20 protein-coding genes, 2 tRNA genes and 2 pseudogenes are annotated in these 17,478 nt (G+C 60.3%); 12 read left to right on the top strand and 12 right to left on the bottom strand.

Translation table 11 applies throughout. The annotated features are described in order from the left end of the window. Nucleotides 1-159: 159 nt before the first annotated feature. From N7E02_RS24460 to N7E02_RS24445, 5 genes and pseudogenes are all read right to left on the bottom strand, one after another. Nucleotides 160-2,231 (bottom strand): annotated as a pseudogene (locus N7E02_RS24460) (valine--tRNA ligase). Between the two features lie 8 nt (nucleotides 2,232-2,239). Then, the gene (locus N7E02_RS30130; RefSeq protein ID WP_374730658.1) at nucleotides 2,240-3,073 is read right to left on the bottom strand and encodes a class I tRNA ligase family protein; all 834 of its coding nucleotides are present in this window, start codon (nucleotides 3,071-3,073) and stop codon (nucleotides 2,240-2,242) included. A 122-nt stretch (nucleotides 3,074-3,195) separates the two neighbouring features. Beyond that, nucleotides 3,196-4,146 (bottom strand): DUF2497 domain-containing protein, encoded by a 951-nt coding sequence (locus N7E02_RS24455; protein ID WP_286580206.1) that lies wholly within the window; start codon nucleotides 4,144-4,146, stop codon nucleotides 3,196-3,198. A gap of 206 nt (nucleotides 4,147-4,352) precedes the next feature. Further along, nucleotides 4,353-5,000: a protein-L-isoaspartate O-methyltransferase family protein gene (locus N7E02_RS24450; protein ID WP_286580205.1), complete on the bottom strand. Its 648-nt coding sequence runs from the start codon at nucleotides 4,998-5,000 to the stop codon at nucleotides 4,353-4,355. A gap of 151 nt (nucleotides 5,001-5,151) precedes the next feature. Next, nucleotides 5,152-5,349 carry a hypothetical protein gene (locus N7E02_RS24445; RefSeq protein WP_286580203.1) on the bottom strand — a complete coding sequence of 66 codons (198 nt, stop codon included), beginning with the start codon at nucleotides 5,347-5,349 and terminating at the stop codon, nucleotides 5,152-5,154. Between the two features lie 262 nt (nucleotides 5,350-5,611). Here N7E02_RS24445 and N7E02_RS24440 point away from each other — a divergent pair. The 3 genes from N7E02_RS24440 to N7E02_RS24430 all read left to right on the top strand — a co-directional run bounded on the left by N7E02_RS24440 (nucleotide 5,612) and on the right by N7E02_RS24430 (nucleotide 7,435). After that, nucleotides 5,612-5,685 (top strand) — tRNA-Cys (locus N7E02_RS24440). A 349-nt stretch (nucleotides 5,686-6,034) separates the two neighbouring features. Beyond that, a complete protein-coding gene (locus N7E02_RS24435) occupies nucleotides 6,035-6,292 on the top strand; it encodes a DUF982 domain-containing protein (protein ID WP_286580201.1) in 258 nt (85 codons plus the stop codon). A 498-nt stretch (nucleotides 6,293-6,790) separates the two neighbouring features. Further along, nucleotides 6,791-7,435, top strand: coding sequence for an exopolysaccharide biosynthesis protein (locus N7E02_RS24430; RefSeq protein ID WP_286580199.1), 645 nt, complete (start codon nucleotides 6,791-6,793; stop codon nucleotides 7,433-7,435). A 138-nt stretch (nucleotides 7,436-7,573) separates the two neighbouring features. Here the strand turns inward: N7E02_RS24430 and N7E02_RS24425 are convergent, their stop codons facing one another. Both N7E02_RS24425 and N7E02_RS24420 read right to left on the bottom strand, forming a co-directional pair. Further along, entirely contained in the window at nucleotides 7,574-7,747 is a 174-nt protein-coding gene (locus tag N7E02_RS24425) for a hypothetical protein (protein WP_286580197.1), read from the bottom strand. Nucleotides 7,748-7,952: 205 nt separating this feature from the next. Next, nucleotides 7,953-8,027 (bottom strand) — tRNA-Asn (locus N7E02_RS24420). Nucleotides 8,028-8,174: 147 nt separating this feature from the next. Between N7E02_RS24420 and N7E02_RS24415 the strand changes: the two genes are divergently transcribed. Beyond that, nucleotides 8,175-8,450 carry a hypothetical protein gene (locus N7E02_RS24415; RefSeq protein ID WP_286580195.1) on the top strand — a complete coding sequence of 92 codons (276 nt, stop codon included), beginning with the start codon at nucleotides 8,175-8,177 and terminating at the stop codon, nucleotides 8,448-8,450. Nucleotides 8,451-8,471: 21 nt separating this feature from the next. Here the strand turns inward: N7E02_RS24415 and N7E02_RS24410 are convergent, their stop codons facing one another. Beyond that, nucleotides 8,472-8,783, bottom strand: a complete 312-nt coding sequence (locus tag N7E02_RS24410) for a hypothetical protein (protein ID WP_286580193.1) — start codon at nucleotides 8,781-8,783, stop codon at nucleotides 8,472-8,474. A 209-nt stretch (nucleotides 8,784-8,992) separates the two neighbouring features. Here N7E02_RS24410 and N7E02_RS24405 point away from each other — a divergent pair, with 209 nt between their 5' ends. Continuing rightward, nucleotides 8,993-9,235, top strand: a complete 243-nt coding sequence (locus N7E02_RS24405; RefSeq protein WP_093000570.1) for a DUF982 domain-containing protein — start codon at nucleotides 8,993-8,995, stop codon at nucleotides 9,233-9,235. An 80-nt stretch (nucleotides 9,236-9,315) separates the two neighbouring features. On the opposite strand, the gene N7E02_RS24400 is transcribed toward N7E02_RS24405, so the two are convergent. Together N7E02_RS24400 and N7E02_RS24395 are read right to left on the bottom strand one after the other, a co-directional pair. Continuing rightward, nucleotides 9,316-9,963, bottom strand: a complete 648-nt coding sequence (locus N7E02_RS24400) for a ChrR family anti-sigma-E factor (protein WP_286580190.1) — start codon at nucleotides 9,961-9,963, stop codon at nucleotides 9,316-9,318. A gap of 44 nt (nucleotides 9,964-10,007) precedes the next feature. After that, nucleotides 10,008-10,247 carry a hypothetical protein gene (locus N7E02_RS24395; RefSeq protein WP_286580189.1) on the bottom strand — a complete coding sequence of 80 codons (240 nt, stop codon included), beginning with the start codon at nucleotides 10,245-10,247 and terminating at the stop codon, nucleotides 10,008-10,010. Between N7E02_RS24395 and N7E02_RS24390 the strand changes: the two are divergent. The 6 genes and pseudogenes from N7E02_RS24390 (at nucleotide 10,248) to N7E02_RS24365 (ending at nucleotide 14,801) form a co-directional block, all read left to right on the top strand. Next, nucleotides 10,248-11,284: pseudogene (locus tag N7E02_RS24390) on the top strand (cysteine synthase A). Between the two features lie 16 nt (nucleotides 11,285-11,300). Further along, nucleotides 11,301-12,035: an alanyl-tRNA editing protein gene (locus tag N7E02_RS24385; RefSeq protein WP_286580187.1), complete on the top strand. Its 735-nt coding sequence runs from the start codon at nucleotides 11,301-11,303 to the stop codon at nucleotides 12,033-12,035. 52 nt (nucleotides 12,036-12,087) lie between these two features. Continuing rightward, nucleotides 12,088-12,948, top strand: coding sequence for a 3-mercaptopyruvate sulfurtransferase (sseA, locus tag N7E02_RS24380; RefSeq protein WP_286580186.1), 861 nt, complete (start codon nucleotides 12,088-12,090; stop codon nucleotides 12,946-12,948). 8 nt (nucleotides 12,949-12,956) lie between these two features. Continuing rightward, nucleotides 12,957-13,514 carry a GNAT family N-acetyltransferase gene (locus N7E02_RS24375; RefSeq protein ID WP_286580183.1) on the top strand — a complete coding sequence of 186 codons (558 nt, stop codon included), beginning with the start codon at nucleotides 12,957-12,959 and terminating at the stop codon, nucleotides 13,512-13,514. A gap of 89 nt (nucleotides 13,515-13,603) precedes the next feature. Next, nucleotides 13,604-14,272, top strand: a complete 669-nt coding sequence (locus N7E02_RS24370) for a hypothetical protein (protein ID WP_286580182.1) — start codon at nucleotides 13,604-13,606, stop codon at nucleotides 14,270-14,272. A 40-nt stretch (nucleotides 14,273-14,312) separates the two neighbouring features. Beyond that, complete coding sequence (locus tag N7E02_RS24365) at nucleotides 14,313-14,801, top strand: DUF1203 domain-containing protein (RefSeq protein ID WP_286584018.1); 489 nt, start codon at nucleotides 14,313-14,315, stop codon at nucleotides 14,799-14,801. 80 nt (nucleotides 14,802-14,881) lie between these two features. Here N7E02_RS24365 and N7E02_RS24360 read toward each other — a convergent pair whose 3' ends face one another. Continuing rightward, a complete protein-coding gene (locus tag N7E02_RS24360; protein WP_286580181.1) occupies nucleotides 14,882-15,580 on the bottom strand; it encodes a PadR family transcriptional regulator in 699 nt (232 codons plus the stop codon). 161 nt (nucleotides 15,581-15,741) lie between these two features. Then, a complete protein-coding gene (ald, locus tag N7E02_RS24355; RefSeq protein WP_286580180.1) occupies nucleotides 15,742-16,860 on the bottom strand; it encodes an alanine dehydrogenase in 1,119 nt (372 codons plus the stop codon). 154 nt (nucleotides 16,861-17,014) lie between these two features. Here ald and N7E02_RS24350 point away from each other — a divergent pair, with 154 nt between their 5' ends. Next, a complete protein-coding gene (locus tag N7E02_RS24350) occupies nucleotides 17,015-17,476 on the top strand; it encodes an Lrp/AsnC family transcriptional regulator (protein WP_286580178.1) in 462 nt (153 codons plus the stop codon). Nucleotides 17,477-17,478 lie beyond the last annotated feature (2 nt).

The raw sequence follows: 17,478 nt of genomic DNA, 5'->3' as shown, positions 1-17,478 counted from the left end.
GAATTTTGTATTGTAGGAATTGTCGGCTGTGGCAATGTGGCCACATTGCGTCTTTCTAATATTGTGCAGATGCACAATGGACAATCATTGCCTGCATTGCGGATAAAAAATGCCGCACCCGTCACCGGATGCGGCATATCGATTTTCGGGCTGATTTGATCAGCCAGCTTCGGCGATTCGCACCAGCGCGGTCTTGAGGTTTGCCTGCTGGATTTCCAGCTCGGCGTAACGCTCCCTGTCGGCCGCAACCACATCCGGATCGGCATTGGCGATGAACTTCTCGTTGGAGAGCTTCTTGTTCAAGCGCTCCATCTCCTGCTCCGTCTTGACGACCGCCTTCTCGATACGGGCCTTCTCGGCCACGAGATCGATCAGGTTGCCGAGTGGCAGGCAGGCAGTCGCCTCGCCGACGACGATCTGGGCCGCCCCTTCGGCGCGACATCCGCCGGCTCGATGCTCTCGACGCGCGCAAGACGACGGATGGCCGCGTCGTGCTGGCGCATGCGGAATGCCGTCACCTCATTGGCGCCAACGACGATCAGCGGCGCCGTCGCCGATGGGGGAACGTTCATTTCCGAACGGGCCGAACGCAGGCCCGAGACGATGTCGATCAACCAGTTGATCTCGTCCGCCGCACCGTCGTCGGCAAAGTCGGAGACCGGCCAGTCGGCATGGGCAAGCAGACCATCTCGCGTCGCGGTATGCTCCCACAGTTCTTCCGTCATGAACGGCATGAATGGATGCAGCAGCGCGTAGGTCTTTTCCATGACATAGGCCATGCAAGCCTGGGCTTCCGCCTTCGCTTGTTCGTCCTCACCCATGAAGACCGGCTTCAGAAGCTCGACATACCAGTCACAAACCTGGTTCCAGACGAAGCGATAGAGGCCGCCCGCCGCTTCGTTGAAGCGCTGCGTCTCGATCGCCGTTGTGACTTCCGCAGTCGTTCGCGACAATTCGGTCAAGATCCAACGGTTGACGGTCAGCTTTGCGTCTTCCGGCTTGAAGCCTTCGTCACGCTTCACGCCGTTCATTTCGCCGAAGCGGGTCGCGTTCCACAGCTTGGTGCCGAAGTTGCGGTAGCCGGCGATGCGGGCTGGATCGAGCTTCACGTCCCTGCCCTGCGCCGCCATGATAGCAAGCGTGAAGCGCAGCGCGTCGGCGCCGTATTCGTCGATCAGTTCCAGCGGATCGATGACGTTGCCCTTGGACTTCGACATCTTCTGGCCGTTCTTGTCGCGAACGAGCGCATGAACATAAATCGTATGGAACGGCTCGACCGGATTGCCTTCCGCATCCTTCATGAAATGCATGCCCATCATCATCATACGGGCAACCCAGAAGAAGATGATGTCGAAGCCGGTGACGAGAACACTGGTCGGATAGTAGCGCGCCAGTTCCGGCGTCTTGTCCGGCCAGCCGAGGGTCGAGAACGGCCAGAGTGCGGACGAGAACCAGGTATCGAGAACGTCTTCGTCACGGGTCAGGATTTCGCCCGGCTGGAAATTCTCAAGCTTTTCCTGAACCCAGGCCTTCCACGGGCCCTCATGGGCCAGATAGTGCTGGACGGCGGCATCAAGCGCTTCTTCCTCGCTCTTCTCGACGAAGCACTGGCCATCCGGGCCGTACCAGGCCGGGATCTGATGCCCCCACCAGAGCTGGCGCGAAATGCACCATGGCTCGATGTTTTCCATCCATTCGAAATAGGTTTTTTCCCAGTTCTTCGGCACGAAATTGGTGCGGCCTTCGCGAACGGAGGCGATCGCCGGCTCGGCCAGCGTTTTCGCGTCGGCGAACCACTGGTCGGTCAGCATAGGCTCGATGACGACGCCAGAGCGGTCGCCGAACGGCTGCATGATCTTCTTCTTCTCGACATAGGGAATGTCGTTGCCTTCGGCATCCTTGACGGTAACGGCAAGGCCCTCGGCATTGATCGCCTCGATGATCTTGGCACGGGCAACCATGCGGTCGAGACCGCGATATTCTTCCGGAACGAGGTTGATCTCGTCGACATCGCTTTCGCTCGGCAGTTCGCCGGACTTTGCGATTTCGAGAGCGCGCGCGGCGTAGAAGGCATAAGCCTCGCCGTCGTCGCGCATCGACGCCGTCGTGTCCATCAGGCGATAGAGCGGGATCCTGTTGCGCTTTGCGACCTGGTAGTCGTTGAAGTCATGTGCGCCGGTGATCTTGACCGCGCCCGAACCGAAATCCGGCTCCGGATATTCATCGGTGATGATCGGGATCAGGCGACGGTGCTCCTCGGTCCGACCGGAATTTCACAGAGCTTTCCGATAATTGGCGCATAACGCTCATCGGACGGATGAACTGCGACCGCGCCATCACCCAGCATCGTCTCCGGGCGCGTGGTGGCGATCGAGATATAGTCGCGCTCTTCCTGCAGGACGATATTGCCGTCCGCATCCTTCTCGACATAGGTATAGGTCTCACCGCCGGCCAGCGGGTACTTGAAGTGCCACATATGGCCGTCGACTTCCTTGCTCTCGACTTCGAGATCGGAAATCGCCGTTTCGAACTTCGGGTCCCAGTTGACCAGTCGCTTGCCGCGATAGATCAGGCCTTCCTTGTAGAGCGTGACGAAGACTTCGAGAACGGCCTTTGAAAGCCCCTCGTCCATCGTAAACCGCTCGCGCGACCAGTCGCAGGAAGCGCCGAGGCGTTTCAGCTGGTTGAAGATCAGGCCGCCGGATTCGGCCTTCCACTCCCAGACCTTGTCGACGAAAGCCTCGCGGCCCATGGCGCGACGGCCGGGAAGCTGGCGCTCCATCAACTGGCGCTCGACGACCATCTGGGTGGCGATGCCGGCATGGTCCATGCCCGGCTGCCACAGCACATCCTTGCCGCGCATGCGCTCGAAGCGGACCATGATGTCCTGCAGCGTGTTGTTGAGCGCGTGGCCCATATGCAGCGAGCCGGTAACGTTCGGCGGCGGGATGACGATGGTGAAGGTTTCCGCACCCGGCTTGGCATTGGCGCCGGCGCGGAAGGCGTCCGCCTCGTCCCAGGCTTTGGCGATCTTCGGTTCGACGGCGGCGGAATCGTAGGTCTTCTCGAGCATTTCCTGACCCGTTTTTCTTTATGAATGAGATGGTGGGTTGTTAAAGAGATGGGGTAGACGGAGTCAATAAAAAAGCCGCCCCGTTGCCGGAGCGGCCATATCGAATGACGCCTGCTGCCGGCTTAGCGGCGCGGGCCCCTGGCCACGCGCTCGATTTCCTCGCGCACGAGACGTTCCACCAGCGTCGGCAGATTGTCGTCCAGCCATTCCTGCAGCATCGGACGCAGCATGTCCTGCGCCATCTCCTCGACCGAGCGACGCTCCAGGCCATCGAAGACGTCGGCCAACTCACCAAAAGATTTGGCAACCTGCGCACCGGCAGCTTCCGACAGGAGACCGGCAATGCCCGCCAACGGCGCTTCCGCCGGAGCGGCCATCTGCACCGGCAGGCGCGATACATCCTGCTGGCCTTCTTCGCGAAGTTCAGGCGCAGCAAGTTCGGGCGCAGGGAAGTGCGGAGCGACCGGCTCTGCCTGGACAGGCTCAGCGGCGACCGGACGAACCTCCTCATCCAGTGCTGCCGCTCGCGGCGCCTCGGCCGGAGAACTGTTCAGCGCCTCGTCGGATGCCTTGACTGCCGGCTCATCAAGCGCCGGGCGCAGTTCGGGCATAGCCAAAGGCGCCGGATCGGCGGAAACTTCCGGTGTGATCGAACGCAATGGCGGGAATGGCGAGACGACGGATGCCGGCGCGGAAACAGGCTCTGGAGCGCGGGCGACCGGTTCTTCCGCACGCGGTCCGGCTGCGCGATGGGCCTCCTGCTGGCGAACTGAAGCGGCGCGGACGCGCGCTGCGACGTCGGCCAGCGAAAGCGACCGTTCCGCAGCGGGTGCCGCGACCATATCAGGTGCAGCAGCGGCCTGCGACGGCATCGGCATGCCCGCATCATTGGCGACCTGTTCGGGATCGAAGCTGATGTCTTCGATCTCGTCGATTTCGTCTTCAGCGTAGGCTTCAGGCATCGACTGCAGACCGGCAGCGTCCGTTGCCGGATCGTTGCTTTCGATGATCCGACGGATCGAGGCCAGGATCTCCTCCATGGAGGGTTCACGCGCTACATTTGGCTGAGCCATTTCATCCTCGCAATTGCCGAGTATTTCCGACTCCCTACAACCGGGTCTTTCGTCGTAGTGTAAGTGCTTGACCGCAAGACACAATGAGAGGCCGCGATCCAATCGGCGCGATACACAGATTTTGCTTCGCCGTGAGTCTCGACCGCAACAGACAGAATCAAAAAGGGCCGGCGGGCCCCTTCGCAATTGTCGCTGTGGCAATCGTATCAGAATACGAATTCCTTCACCTTCCGGAAGCCGGGCAGCGGCTTGACGGACAGGTTGAAGCGGGAATTTTCCGAGATTGCACCGCGCTCGCGCAGAAGCAACTTGGCCTGTGCGGCATTGCCGTAACCGACCACGGCGACCAGACGCCCGCCTTCGGCAAGCTGATCGAGAAGCCCTGCCGGAATCTCTTCCACGGCACCGTTGACGAAGATGAGGTCATAGGGCGCGCCAGCCGCATTGCCCTTTTCCAGGTCGCCGGTGACGACCTTGACGTTCGGACAGTCGGCGAGGTTCTGGCTTGCTGCATCGGCCAGTGCCGCATCGCTTTCCAGCGCGACGACCGAGCCTGCGATGCGCGAGAGAACTGCCGCGACGTAACCGGTGCCGGTGCCGACTTCCAGAACGCTGTCATTCTTGGTGATGGCTGCCATCTGCAAGAGCTTGGCAAGCGGCGAGGCCTCCATCAGGAAGCGGCTGGGCGCAAGTTCGATATCGGTGTCGATGTAAGCGAGCGCCTTTGCCTTCTCCGGAACGAATTTCTCGCGCGGCACGGTCAGGAAGGCCTGCAGAACGGAATGCGACGTTACGTCAGTGGTCCGGATCTGGTTGTCCACCATCTTAATCCGGGCTGCCTCGAAATCTATCATGGGTCTGCGCCTCAAATCCTGCGTGCTCAACGGGTCACCTGCCCGTCTTACTGGCGAGCGCCGGTGGTTTCAAGCGGGCGTTGGCAGCCAATGGAAAAAACACGCAGTCACTGCTGCTTCTGCAGCGTAGATATCCGCAAACGCCGCCCCCTCACGAATGGGTGCGCGGCGGCTCCTTGAACTTCTGAGCGGCCAGATAGTCCTGCCCGTAGGATGAACGCAGGCTGCCGCTCGTCTCCACCTGAGCCTGGCGCATTAGCGCAGCGGCAAAGAGGCCGTCGGGATAAGTCCCCGTACCTTCCGTATCCAGGGCAGCCGGGCGAAGCGCATTGACGAATTTGATAAGCACGGGTCCGATCCTCCATTCACGGCATTGCGGTGTCATGAATCGCGCAAGGCGCCATTCGGTTCCAAGCTGCGTCGAATAAGTTAAAAATTAACCATAACAATCGGACGACGCTTGGACATGCATGCGATTTTTTCGTGACAAAGGGCGTCGCCAATAAAAATCGGGCGAGAGCGGATCAAGGTGCTTGCGCGACAATTCGATTCGTTCTAAACGCCCCGACACACCCCTAAGGTTTGCGTCTCGCAAGCCCGACTACACGGATGGCCTCGTGGCGGAGTGGTGACGCAGAGGACTGCAAATCCTTGTACCCCGGTTCAATTCCGGGCGAGGCCTCCAAACTCCCCAAAGCATTCGAATTCAAAACACGCCTCCCGCCACACGGAGGACCTTCAGGTCTACTTATGGGCTTGAAGATCATGCTCCACATTTAGACGCCCTTTTTGGCCACCACTTTCTTGCAAAAACCTCCTGCGTCGGTGGCTCAGTCGTCCGGCAAGCGGCAGTTCGCCATCGGGCGCCTTGACGCGACATAACAAGGCATAGCGATCAACCAAGCTATTTCGCCTGACGGCCATGATGATCGCTGGCGCCATCGACGCACCCAGCCAGCGTCAACTTGCTGACATTACCAGGAACCAATTCGAAACAGCTTCGTTATGTGCGCCGCAAATGAAGGTGTATTTGAATGAGTGAAAGACTTGCATCCGAACTGACCCACTGGTCTGAGCCAGTTCGCGTCCGCATTGGCTACGGCTTCCCCGAGACGATCAAGGGACCAAAAGATGCGCTCGAATATCTGACATGGCGCTGGCCTGTGCGCGAAGGACAGCATTACGCAAGAGCCCTTAGAGAATGTGCTGCCTCTCTGCAGCGTCAGATCCCTATAGAAAAAGTGCGCGAGACCTTTGTCCTCGCCAGCATCGAGGCAAGAATGCTTGGCTGAGCGCCCGCCGATGCTTGTCGCTCACCAACATTTCTCTGCCTCTGGCCTCCATGCCTGGCCTCAAGGTCCGGCACATTGCGCGACAGCTTCGCCAAGCATTCTCTTTATCCCCCCTGATATCGGCCAAAGACCAATGAAACGACCCGCCGCGGGTGAAGCCGACAGCGCGGCGGTCGAGCTAAAATTTTGCATTCCGGATCAATAGTGCTATTGTTTCAATCGTAACGGGTGGGGGAGACACCCTTTACGGGACATGCGGTAGGAGGAGACCGGCATGCACTATCTTGAGTTCTTTACCACCATAAATCCGTTCGTACTTGCCGCTCTGGCATTCGTCGCCGGTTGCGGCCTTTATGATCGCTGGATGCATTCCCGCGAAAAATGATGTCAAATGCCATGCCGCAGGCCGGCAAGCATCGACTTGACCGGCGGCGGCTTTGCTTGACGCTCTGATACTGCTATCCAATGCCGCATGATCTACGGCATGGGAGTATGGTATTGCACGGCACAGCGGACTTTCAGGACACCAATGCGTCGCTCAGCGAAACTCTTCGCGATCTGATCCGCGGCATTCGCGGCCCCAAGATAACATTGCGCGAACTCATGGAGCAGATCGGCGAACAGGGGCTGTTGCTCGTCTGTGCCATCGCCTCCCTGCCCTTCCTGATCCCCGTCTCCATTCCCGGTGTCAGCACGGTCTTCGGTGCGGCCATCATTCTGGTCAGCATCGCAATCACGCTCAATCGCATGCCGTGGCTGCCGAAAAAGATTCTCGACCGTGAGATGGATGCGGAAAAGCTCCGCCCTGCGCTTGAAAAAGGCGCCAATGTCGTCTCGCGGCTTGACCGCTTTCTCAAGCCACGGATGGAAGCCTTCACCACCGGCGCGGCTGTCAACCGGCTGAACGGAATGGCGATCACTCTGGCCGGCGTGCTACTGATGTTCCCGCTCGGCCTTATTCCGTTCTCCAACACGCTGCCCGGCGTCGCGATCCTGCTTCTGTCGGCAGGCATGCTGCAGCGCGACGGGCTTATCGTGCTTGCAGGCCACGTCTTCAACGTGATCACGATCGTCTATTTCGCAGTTCTCGCCTATCTCGCCTTCAAGGGCGGCCAGGGCCTCGCGACCTTCTTCAGCAACTGACGGCTTCGGAAACCAGCACGCTTCGCGTCTTCATCGATAAAGCCCGGCCCTGCGGCCGGGACGAGGATTTCCACAATCCCGGAAAGATCATGGGGCTGCAACGGCCCAAGATCCAGCAGCGCTCCGTATCCAACCTCATTATTGCAGGTCCAATCTCAGCTGGATGCCCTTCGGAATCCTGGGCTTGCGGAGTGCTGCGATCTGCACCCGCTCATAGACTTCCCGTCTTTGCTTTTCGTGGCGCTCACGCATGGCGCGGGACGCTGCCACCAGAGCCAGGGCACGCTTTGCGACTTCATCGGCACGATTCATTGGCACCTCCATCTTTGTTCTCTTTTTGTTCCACACAAGAACAAAGGTGTCAAGCGCCGGAGTAGCGGATTGATAGAAGCAGAAAAACATAGCTGTTCATCGACAGCGATGTGTCATGCCAATGTCAAAGAGATGAGAGAGATGAATATTCAGGAGAAACACCTGTTTTCAGATATCTCGATGAAAACAGGTGTACTCTTGAAACTGGCTCCCCGGGCCGGATTCGAACCGGCGACCTGTCGATTAACAGTCGAATGCTCTACCGCTGAGCTACCAGGGAACACCGCGCCGCGGCGTGTGCGGCGGGTAATACAAATGCTTTTCCGATTTGCCAAGCGGTTTTTCAAAAAAATCCAATTTGCTTGCTTAATTCACAATTGATCCCCATTTCGCGCCCTGAAAAATAACAGGAATTAGGTTGGGCCCTATGGCTGAAACACAGCAAACGCGGCGGTTTGGCATTGATCCGAGAAGTGGAAAACTGGCGCTCGGCAGTTTCCACGTCCCGATGCCGCGTTCGCGCGCCGGCCGCATCGGCATCGGTTCCGCCCTTATGGTGGGCGGCACACTGGGCTTTTTGCCGATCCTCGGTTTCTGGATGCTGCCCCTTGGCTTTGTCGTGTTGTCGAATGACATTCCCTATGTGCGCCGTCGCCGCCGGCGGCTGGCCGTCTGGTGGGCGCGCCGGCGACGCAATCGTTAGGGCAAATGCCTGACTCGCCGATTAGCCGCCCGATCCGTTGGACGGATTGGCACCTTCCGGCAGCGAGTTGGGATCGATCACGCGACCGCCTCCGGTATCAGGCGCAGGCTCCACCATGTCCGGATCGCCGGTCTGCGGCGCCTTCAAGACACCATTGCAGTCGTCGAGCTTCTTCGAGAGATCGCCGGATTTGTCTCCGCCCTGCTGCCCGCCCTCTTGAGGCCGACAGCGCTCCTGTGGGGAAGACGGGTTCGCGTCCTGCTGCTGAGCGCCGGCCGGCAGCGCTGCGACCAACATCAGAAACAGGCCGGCACCGAAAAATTGAACTCTCATTCTGGTCTCCTGTCTTCATGCATATTCAGACACAACAGGAGGCCAAAGCGCAGGTTCCATCATCAAGACCATAAGCGAAGCGTCCCCGCGCGAGCGTAGTTTCAATTGCGACCATCGCGCGCAGGGCCATCGGCGAATTTTTCTGGCGCGACGGGAACTGCGCGTGTAAGCTCGCAGTTAGGCAAGGCTGGACAATGGGAGGATAGTTCATGCCGCATGCAAGTTGGCAGAAGCCGGTTCACGTCGTATTCGCAAATCTCGGAACAGAGATCATCAACAACCCGTCCGAGGCCCTGGGGCTTCTCACGGATCGGTGGCCGGATTTGCGCGGTCCGCAATTCGTTCGCGCAAGAAGTGCATGCCGTGCAGCTCTAGACGGGCGCAGAACGGCGGAAGAAGCGAGGCTGCAATTCGAGCAGGCCGTCAGCGAAGCGCAAATGCACGTCAATTGAAAGCCGCGCGCCGTTACTGACGACGGCGCGCGCATCCGGCAGTCTCATCTGTCCGCGGTAATTAAGGCGGGGCGCTGTTTTCACACGCCCAGTATATCAGCAACAATCCGGAATGTCGGGCCACTCAGTGCGATCGGGGCAAGCAGCACCGAGAAGCAGAGGCACGGACTATCCTTGGTCGCGACTGGCCGATGAACGATTGTTTCGTCTGCCACCGACACATCGCCTTGGGCGAAGGCGCCCCGATGATCCTCGAATGCTCCCTGAAGCACGAGCGTGAGTTCCAGTCCCCCGTGGCGGTGGTGCGGCAGCGCCCGGCCGGGACGGGCCCAGAGAAGGCTAGCCTCCATGCCGGATGACCTTTCGATCACGTGCTGCCGCAAACCGGGCAACTTCATCTTCCAGGAAAGGTCATCCAATTTCTGTCCCGCATAAGCACGCAGGAAACGGGGCATCTGCGTATCGTCTTCACCAGCCATAAGCGACGGCACGTCGATCCGGGGATGAGAAGCGAAGATCTTTTTCAACCGCTCGTCACGCGAGGACAGCGCGAGCGGCACAGTCGCATCGAGCGCGTCGCCTGCAAGGCTATCGAGGCTGTTGGCAAGACGGCCGGAAGACGGCTGCATCTCCAGATGAGAGCCCACGAGGATATGCGCCGGCTCCGGCAGGCAGCCAGCGACATAGTGTGCAATCAACAGATCGAGCCGTTCTAGGTTTAGCAACATGTCTGCCGATAAATCTAAGTCGCGGCGCCATCGTCGTAAAGATGCTAGATTTGAGGGGCGGCAGGCATATTTTGTCGCAGGCTGTCCGCCGTCTCCCGCACCGGATCCGAACCATCCGACACCACGGACGAGCTTACGGCCATCACCTTCGCAACGGTGCCTGCCCATTGAGAAAAAGATGATTTCGCCCCTGCCCCGGCGAAAGGAAACACATTTCTTGCCACCGGGCGCTTGTCCATCCAAGACACGGAGCTTAAATCAGCGACAAACAGGGCGCACATCATATGACATCCTCCGCATCCGTCATCGACATCATCGGCAACACCCTCTCATTCGTCTCAGGGACGCATCGGACAAGACCGGCTGCGAAATCCTCGGCAAGGCGGAGTTCCTCAACCCGGGACAGTCGGTGAAGGACCGTGCGGCTCTCTTCATAATCCGGGATGCCGAACGCAAGGGCCTGCTGAGACCGGGTGGCGTAATTGTCGAGGGTACCGCCGGCAACACCGGCATCGGCCTGACGCTGGTCGCCAAGGCGCTCGGCTACCGCACCGTCATCGTCATTCCCGAGACCCAGAGCCAGGAAAAGAAGGACGCGCTGAGGCTTGCTGGCGCCGAACTCGTCGAGGTTCCGGCCGTTCCTTACAAGAACCCGAACAATTACGTGAAGGTTTCGGGTCGTCTCGCCGAACAAATGGCGAAGACCGAACCGGCCGGCGCCATCTGGGCGAACCAGTTCGACAATGTCGCGAACCGCCAGGCGCATATCGAAACGACCGCGCCGGAAATCTGGGAGCAGACGGCAGGCAAGGTCGACGGTTTCATCTGCTCGGTCGGCTCGGGCGGCACGCTGGTCGGCGTCGCCATGGGTCTCAAGGCCAAGAACCCCGACATCAAGATCGGCATTGCCGATCCCGATGGCGCGGCGCTCTATGAATATTACGCCCATGGCGAGCTGAAGTCGGAAGGCAATTCGATCACCGAAGGCATCGGCCAGGGCCGCATCACGGCCAATCTGGAAGGTTTCACGCCGGACTACTCCTACCGGGTGCCGGATGCCGAAGCGCTGCCGATCATCTTCGATCTCGTCGAACATGAGGGCCTGTGCCTCGGCGGCTCTTCCGGCATCAATATCGCCGGCGCGATCCGGCTCGCCAAGGATCTCGGCCCGGGGCATACGATCGTCACGGTGCTCTGCGACTACGGCAACCGCTATCAGTCGAAGCTCTTCAATCCCGATTTCCTGAAGTCGAAGGGCCTGCCGGTTCCGCAATGGCTGACGCAGAAGCGCCAGATCCCGGTTCCCTTCGAAACGGTCTGAACCGAGCGAGCATCCAATGTCTTCCCAATTGCTTTTCCGCGATGACTTTTATCTTGCCTCGACCCCGGCGGTTGTGACGGCAATCCATGAAGATGGCGGCCTTGAGTTCGACCGCACCTGCTTCTACGCGACATCCGGCGGGCAGCCGGGCGATACCGGCTTCATTGAGCGCACTGACGGCAGCCGCGTCATGCTCGGCCAGGCGCGCCATGGTGCGACGAAAGATATCGTCATCCATGTTCCGCTCGAAGGCCAGCCCCAGCTCGTGGTCGGCGAGCAGGTGACGCTGCAGATCGACTGGCCGCGCCGCTTCAACTTGATGCGCATGCACACCGCCTGCCACCTGCTCTCCGTCGTCTGCCCCTACCCCGTCACCGGCGCGGCCGTTGGCGAGGAAGATGCGCGGATCGATTTCGACGTGACCGAGCCGATGGACAAGGACGAGGTCACGGCAAGACTGATGGAACTCGTGACTGCCGACCATCCGGTCTATGTCCAGTGGATCACCGACGAGGAACTCGCGGCCAATCCCGGCATCGTCAAATCGAAGAACGTGCGGCCGCCGATTGGGCTCGGCCGCGTCAGCCTCGTCTGCATCGGCGAAAGCTCAAGCATCGACAGCCAGCCCTGCGGCGGCACCCATGTCGCCCGCACCTCGGAAATCGGTGCGATCTACATCGCCAAGATCGAAAAGAAGGGCAAGGAGAACCGCCGTTTCCGCATAAGATTCGGTGAGCCTGCAGAAGCCTGAACTCGGAACTGAAACAAGGCGGCCCAACACCTCGGGCTAGGGGAGATATGACATGAGCGAAACAAGCCGTTTCGTGGTTTCGTCCGACTGGCTGGAGAGCGAGCTCGGCGCTCCCGACCTCAAGATTGTCGATGCATCCTTCTATCTCCCGGTGCAGAACCGTAACGCCGATGCGGAATATTCCGCAGGCCACATCCCGGGCGCCGTCCGCTTCGACCACGACAAGGTCGCCGACCATTCGACCGGTCTGCCGCATATGGTGCCTTCGGCGGAAATCTTCGCCGAAGCCGTCGGCAAGCTCGGCATCAAGCACACCGATCGCATCGTCATTTACGACGGCCCAGGCATTTTCTCCGCACCGCGCGGCTGGTGGCTGTTCCGCACCATGGGCGCGCAGAATGTCTTCGTTCTCGATGGCGGCCTCGATGGCTGGAAGGCCGAAGGACGCGCGCTGGAGACGGACAGCCCCTCGCCCACGCCGGTAATCTTCGATGCCAGGGTTCGGGTCGACAAGATCATCGACCTGCAGACCATGCTCGGCATCATCAGCGATGGTTCGGCCCAGATCGCCGACGCGCGCTCCGCAGGCCGCTTTGCCGGCACCGAGCCGGAACCGCGGGCCGGCATGCGCTCCGGCCATATGCCGGGCGCACGCAGCCTGCCGTCGGGCACATTCTCCTCCAACGGCAAGCTTCGCACGCTTCCGGAACTTCGCCAGGCGATCGAGGATGCCGGCATCGATTTCGGCCAGCCGGTCGTCACCAGTTGCGGATCGGGCATCACCGCTGCCATCATCACCCTGGCGCTGGAATCCCTCGGTCACGAGGATAATGCGCTTTACGACGGGTCATGGACCGAATGGGGTGCCCGCGAGGATACGCCCATCGTCACCGGCCCGGCCGACCAGCGCTAGGATCATAGATGGCGAAGAAGACTGTTCCGCTCAAAGTCCATGTCACCGAACTCGAAATGACGGCGCCGCCGCGCGCCAGCCTGCCGGTGCCCGTCAACGTCCAGACCGCGATCATGCGTGCGCCGGAAATCCCGCTGCATTTCTATCGCTATCTCTACCGCCAGATCGGCAAGCGCTGGCAATGGTACGAGCGGCTGCGGCTCAATAATGACGAGCTGACGGCGGTCATCCATGATGCGGCGGTTTCGATCTGCGTGCTCTATGTCGATGGCGCACCGGCCGGTTTCTTCGAACTGGCGAAGAAGGAAGACGACGTCGTCGAGCTTTCCTATTTCGGCCTGTTCGAGCGGGCGATGGGGCTCGGCATCGGCAAATGGTTTCTGCTGCAGGCGCTTTACGCCGCCTGGCAGGACAATCCTTCGAAGGTGACGGTCACCACCAACAATCTGGACCATCCGCGCGCCATCCAGCTCTACCAGATGATGGGCTTTTCCCCCGTTAGCATGAGCGAGGGCGAGATCCTGCCGATGACCGATGCCCAGATCCTGGCCGCGCTGGAAAGCTGAGCCAGCGCTTTCGGGTATCACGTTCATTTTCCTGGGGATTGTGACGGTTTGAGTTGCCGATGGCAGGGGTACGTCATATCCCTGTCACAATGAACACAAGCATCTGGCGCCGTGCCGCCACCTCCCTTCTCTCCCTTTCGCTGATCCTGCTCGCCGCCTGCTATCCGCTGGCGCTCGTCCTGCCGTCTTGGTGGAGCTACGAAAACCAGCCGATCGAGAATGCCCAGGTTATCCTGATCGGGATCGGCTTTGCCGCCTCGCTTCTGTTTTTCCGCCAAGGAAACGATCCGGGCCGCTGGTTCGGCTTGGCCGCAGCACCCGTCCTGCTCGTGCTGATCGGCCGCGAGCTAAGCTGGGGTGCGGTCTTCTTCGACCCGACCAGCATCGGCGATCACGGCCCGCTCTTTGCCTCGCGCTATCTCTGGTACAAGCCCGCCGTCGCTCCGGCGGTCGCGGCCCTCATCCTGTCGACGATCGCGATCATCGTCGTCAAACGCCTCACCTTCGTCGGGATCGACCTGTTGAAGCAGCGGCGGATACCGCTCTTCTCCATGCTGTTCACCGCGATCGGCATGCTGATCTCGACAGCCTCGGAAGGCCACCTGCCGCTGGTGCCGATGGGTGACTGGATGGACGGCCATGTCGCGCAGCTTGTCGAGGAGCTGTCGGAACTCTGCGCCTATCTCGCGATGATCGCCGGGCTGTTCTTCATCTTCTCCGATCTTTCCGCGCAGGAATCGGGTGGCGGCCAGCGGTGACAGGCGGCATCACATGGCTTTCCCACGCAAGGAGGTTGCCATGTCGCCCATCCACTACACCGCCATGCCGAGCGCAGATGCCGAACATTTCTGGAATGGCGGCACCGATGCCTATGACCGGGCGCCCGAACTGAAGACGTCGGACGGCCCGGGCCATCCCTGCCGCCATTGCCTTGAAAATATCGATGCAGGCGATGCGCTTCTCGTGCTCGCCTATCGCCCTTTCCCGTCGCTGCAGCCCTATGCGGAAACCGGCCCGATATTTCTGCACGCCGAGCGATGCCAGCGCTACGCCTGCGAAGAGACCCTGCCCCCGATCCTGTCCAGCCCGGACTATATCGTTCGCGGCTACGGCCATGATGATCGGATCGTCTATGGCAGCGGTGCCGTGACGCCGACGGGCGATATCACTTCACGGGCAGACAGCCTGCTTTCCCGCAACGACATCGCTTATGTTCATGTGCGCTCGGCGCGCAACAATTGCTACCAGTGCCGCATCGAGCGGGCTGAAGACCTGACAGGCGCTTGAACCCAGCCGCCCAATAGACAAGGCGCGCGATGTGCGAAACATCGCGCGCCTTTCAGCATCAGGCTTTGATCTGGCATCCATCAGTTCTGGATGCCGCCATCCTGCTTGCCGTCGCGGTCCAGATCATCCGCCATCTGCAGCAGCAGCTTGACAAAATCGCCGGCCTTCCTCTCGTCTGAGGCAAGCTTGGCCGCGATCACTTCGCGCAGGTTCAGCAAAGCGGCATCGACACTGCGCGGCAGGTCCGGTCCACGTTCCCTGTGCTTGTGTTCGCTGCGTTCCTGCCGCTGCTTGATACGCTCGGCAAGCTCGGAAAGCCTGTCGAGGATGGTGGCGGCAAAGCTGCGGTTCTCTTCCAGGTGGGCGCGGCCCTCGTCGGTGATGGCATAGCGCTTCTTGTTCCCGTCCGCCTCGGAGACCACGTAACCGGCCTCCTCGAGATACGTCAGCGTCGGATAGATAACGCCGGGGCTCGGCGCATAAAACCCGTAGGTCATGTCCTCGATATGCTTGATGATCTCGTAGCCATGGCGCGGTTCCTTCTCGATCAGCGCCAGAACCAGCAGGCGCAGGTCGCCCTGCATCAGGAAACGGCCGATGCGGCCATCACCATCGTCACCGAAACCGCGGCCACCGCCGGGTCCACTACGTCCACCGCGCCCCGGACCGCCGAAACCCTGGCCGAACGGACCACCACGCATGGCGAAGATTTCATCGAAAGGCCTGCGGCCTTCACGCTCGCCGCATCCATGGCGGCCGTCGAACTTGTGTCCAAACATTTTTCGTCTCCTAGAACTATCTTTCGATATATCTAAAGATAGTCTCAATTCGCCCACACGCAAGCTTTTCGATATATCTAAATCATATCGAATTGATTTCTCAGACAGAAAAACGCCGGACGCGGCTGCATCCGGCGTTATCGAGATACTGAAGCGGTCAATCAGGCGACGTTCAGCAGGCCCTCCGGCGCGAAGGCTTCGTAACCGAGCGCCTCGGCCACCGGCTGGCTGGTGACGCGTCCCCTGTGAACATTCAGGCCGTTGCGCAGGTGCCGATCCTCGGCGATCGCCCTCAGGCCGCGATCGGCAAGCGCCAGGCCATGCTGGAGCGTGGCATTGTTCAGCGCATGGGCGGAGGTTACCGGAACCGCACCCGGCATGTTGGCGACGCAGTAGTGGACGATACCGTCGACCACATAGGTCGGATCGGAATGGGTCGTCGCATGGGATGTCTCGAAGCAGCCGCCCTGATCGATTGCGACATCGACCATGACAGCGCCCTGCTTCATGCCCGACAGCATTTCCCGGCTGACCAGCTTCGGCGCAGCGGCACCGGGGATGAGCACCGCACCAATCACCAGATCGGCGGAAAACACCTCTTCCTCCAGAGCGTCGATGGTCGAATAGCGGGTATGGACGCGGCCGCCGAAAAGATCGTCCAGCTGACGCAGGCGTGGCAGCGAGCGGTCGATGATTGAGACATCGGCCCCGAGGCCAGCGGCCATGCGGGCGGCATGCAGGCCCACCACCCCGCCGCCGATCACCGCCACCTTGGCCGGCAGCACGCCGGGCACACCGCCGAGCAGGATACCGCGACCGCCATTGGCCTTTTGCAGCGCCGTCGCACCTGCCTGGATCGCGAGACGACCGGCGACTTCCGACATCGGTGCGAGAAGCGGCAGCCCGCCACGTTCATCGGTGACGGTCTCGTACGCGACAGCTGTCACGCCGGAGGCGAGCAGCCCCTTGGTCTGTTCGGGATCGGGAGCGAGGTGAAGATAGGTGTAGAGAATCTGGCCCTCGCGCAGCTGCACCCATTCGCCCGGCTGCGGTTCCTTGACCTTCACCACCATGTCGGACTTTTCAAAGATCTCGCTGGCCGAACCGACGATCCTTGCACCGGCGGCCTGATAGGCCGCATCATCCGCACCAATACCCGCACCGGCCTTGGTCTCGATCAGCACGTCATGGCCGTGGGCGACGTATTCGCGCACCGCGCCCGGCGTCAGGCCGACGCGATATTCATGATTCTTGATTTCCTTCGGACACCCGACACGCATGCGGTCTCTCCTCCCGTTGTGCGATTTTATCGTTGGAACTCCCGCGAGAAGAACAACAGAAAAGTGACGACACGTCCTTGCAAAGACGAATTGCCGGAAACACATTTTTCGGAGATTATTGCAGCAGAGCGTCAGATATTCGAAGGATCTCCGAATGAGCAGCCTTGATGCCATCGATCATGCCATCATGCGTGTTCTGCAGGATCAAGGCCGCATTTCCAATGCCGAGCTGGCGCAGAAGGTCGGCCTGTCACCATCAGCCTGTTCGCGCCGCCTCGACATCCTGGAAAAGACCGGCACGATCAGCGGCTATCATGCCCGCCTTTCCAATGCGGCGCTCGACTACAAGATGATGGTGATCGTCCATATCTCGCTATCGGGCCAGTTCGCCAAGACGCTGACGGAATTCGAGGCGGCGGTGAAGCTCTGCCCCAATGTTCTGGTCTGTTACCTGATGTCGGGCGAATACGACTATATCCTGCGCGTCGCCGCCAAGGATCTGGCCGATTACGAACGCATCCATCGTGACTGGCTGTCTGCCCTGCCCCATGTGGTGAAGATCAATTCCAGCTTTTCGCTGCGCGAGGTCGTCGACCGGCCAAATGTCGGCCTTTGACG

This window comes from Terrirhizobium terrae, assembly GCF_030323265.1.
Taxonomy (GTDB): domain Bacteria; phylum Pseudomonadota; class Alphaproteobacteria; order Rhizobiales; family Rhizobiaceae; genus Neorhizobium.
The sequence above is the reverse complement of the archived record's forward strand: the minus strand, read 5'-3'. Positions and strand labels throughout refer to the sequence as shown.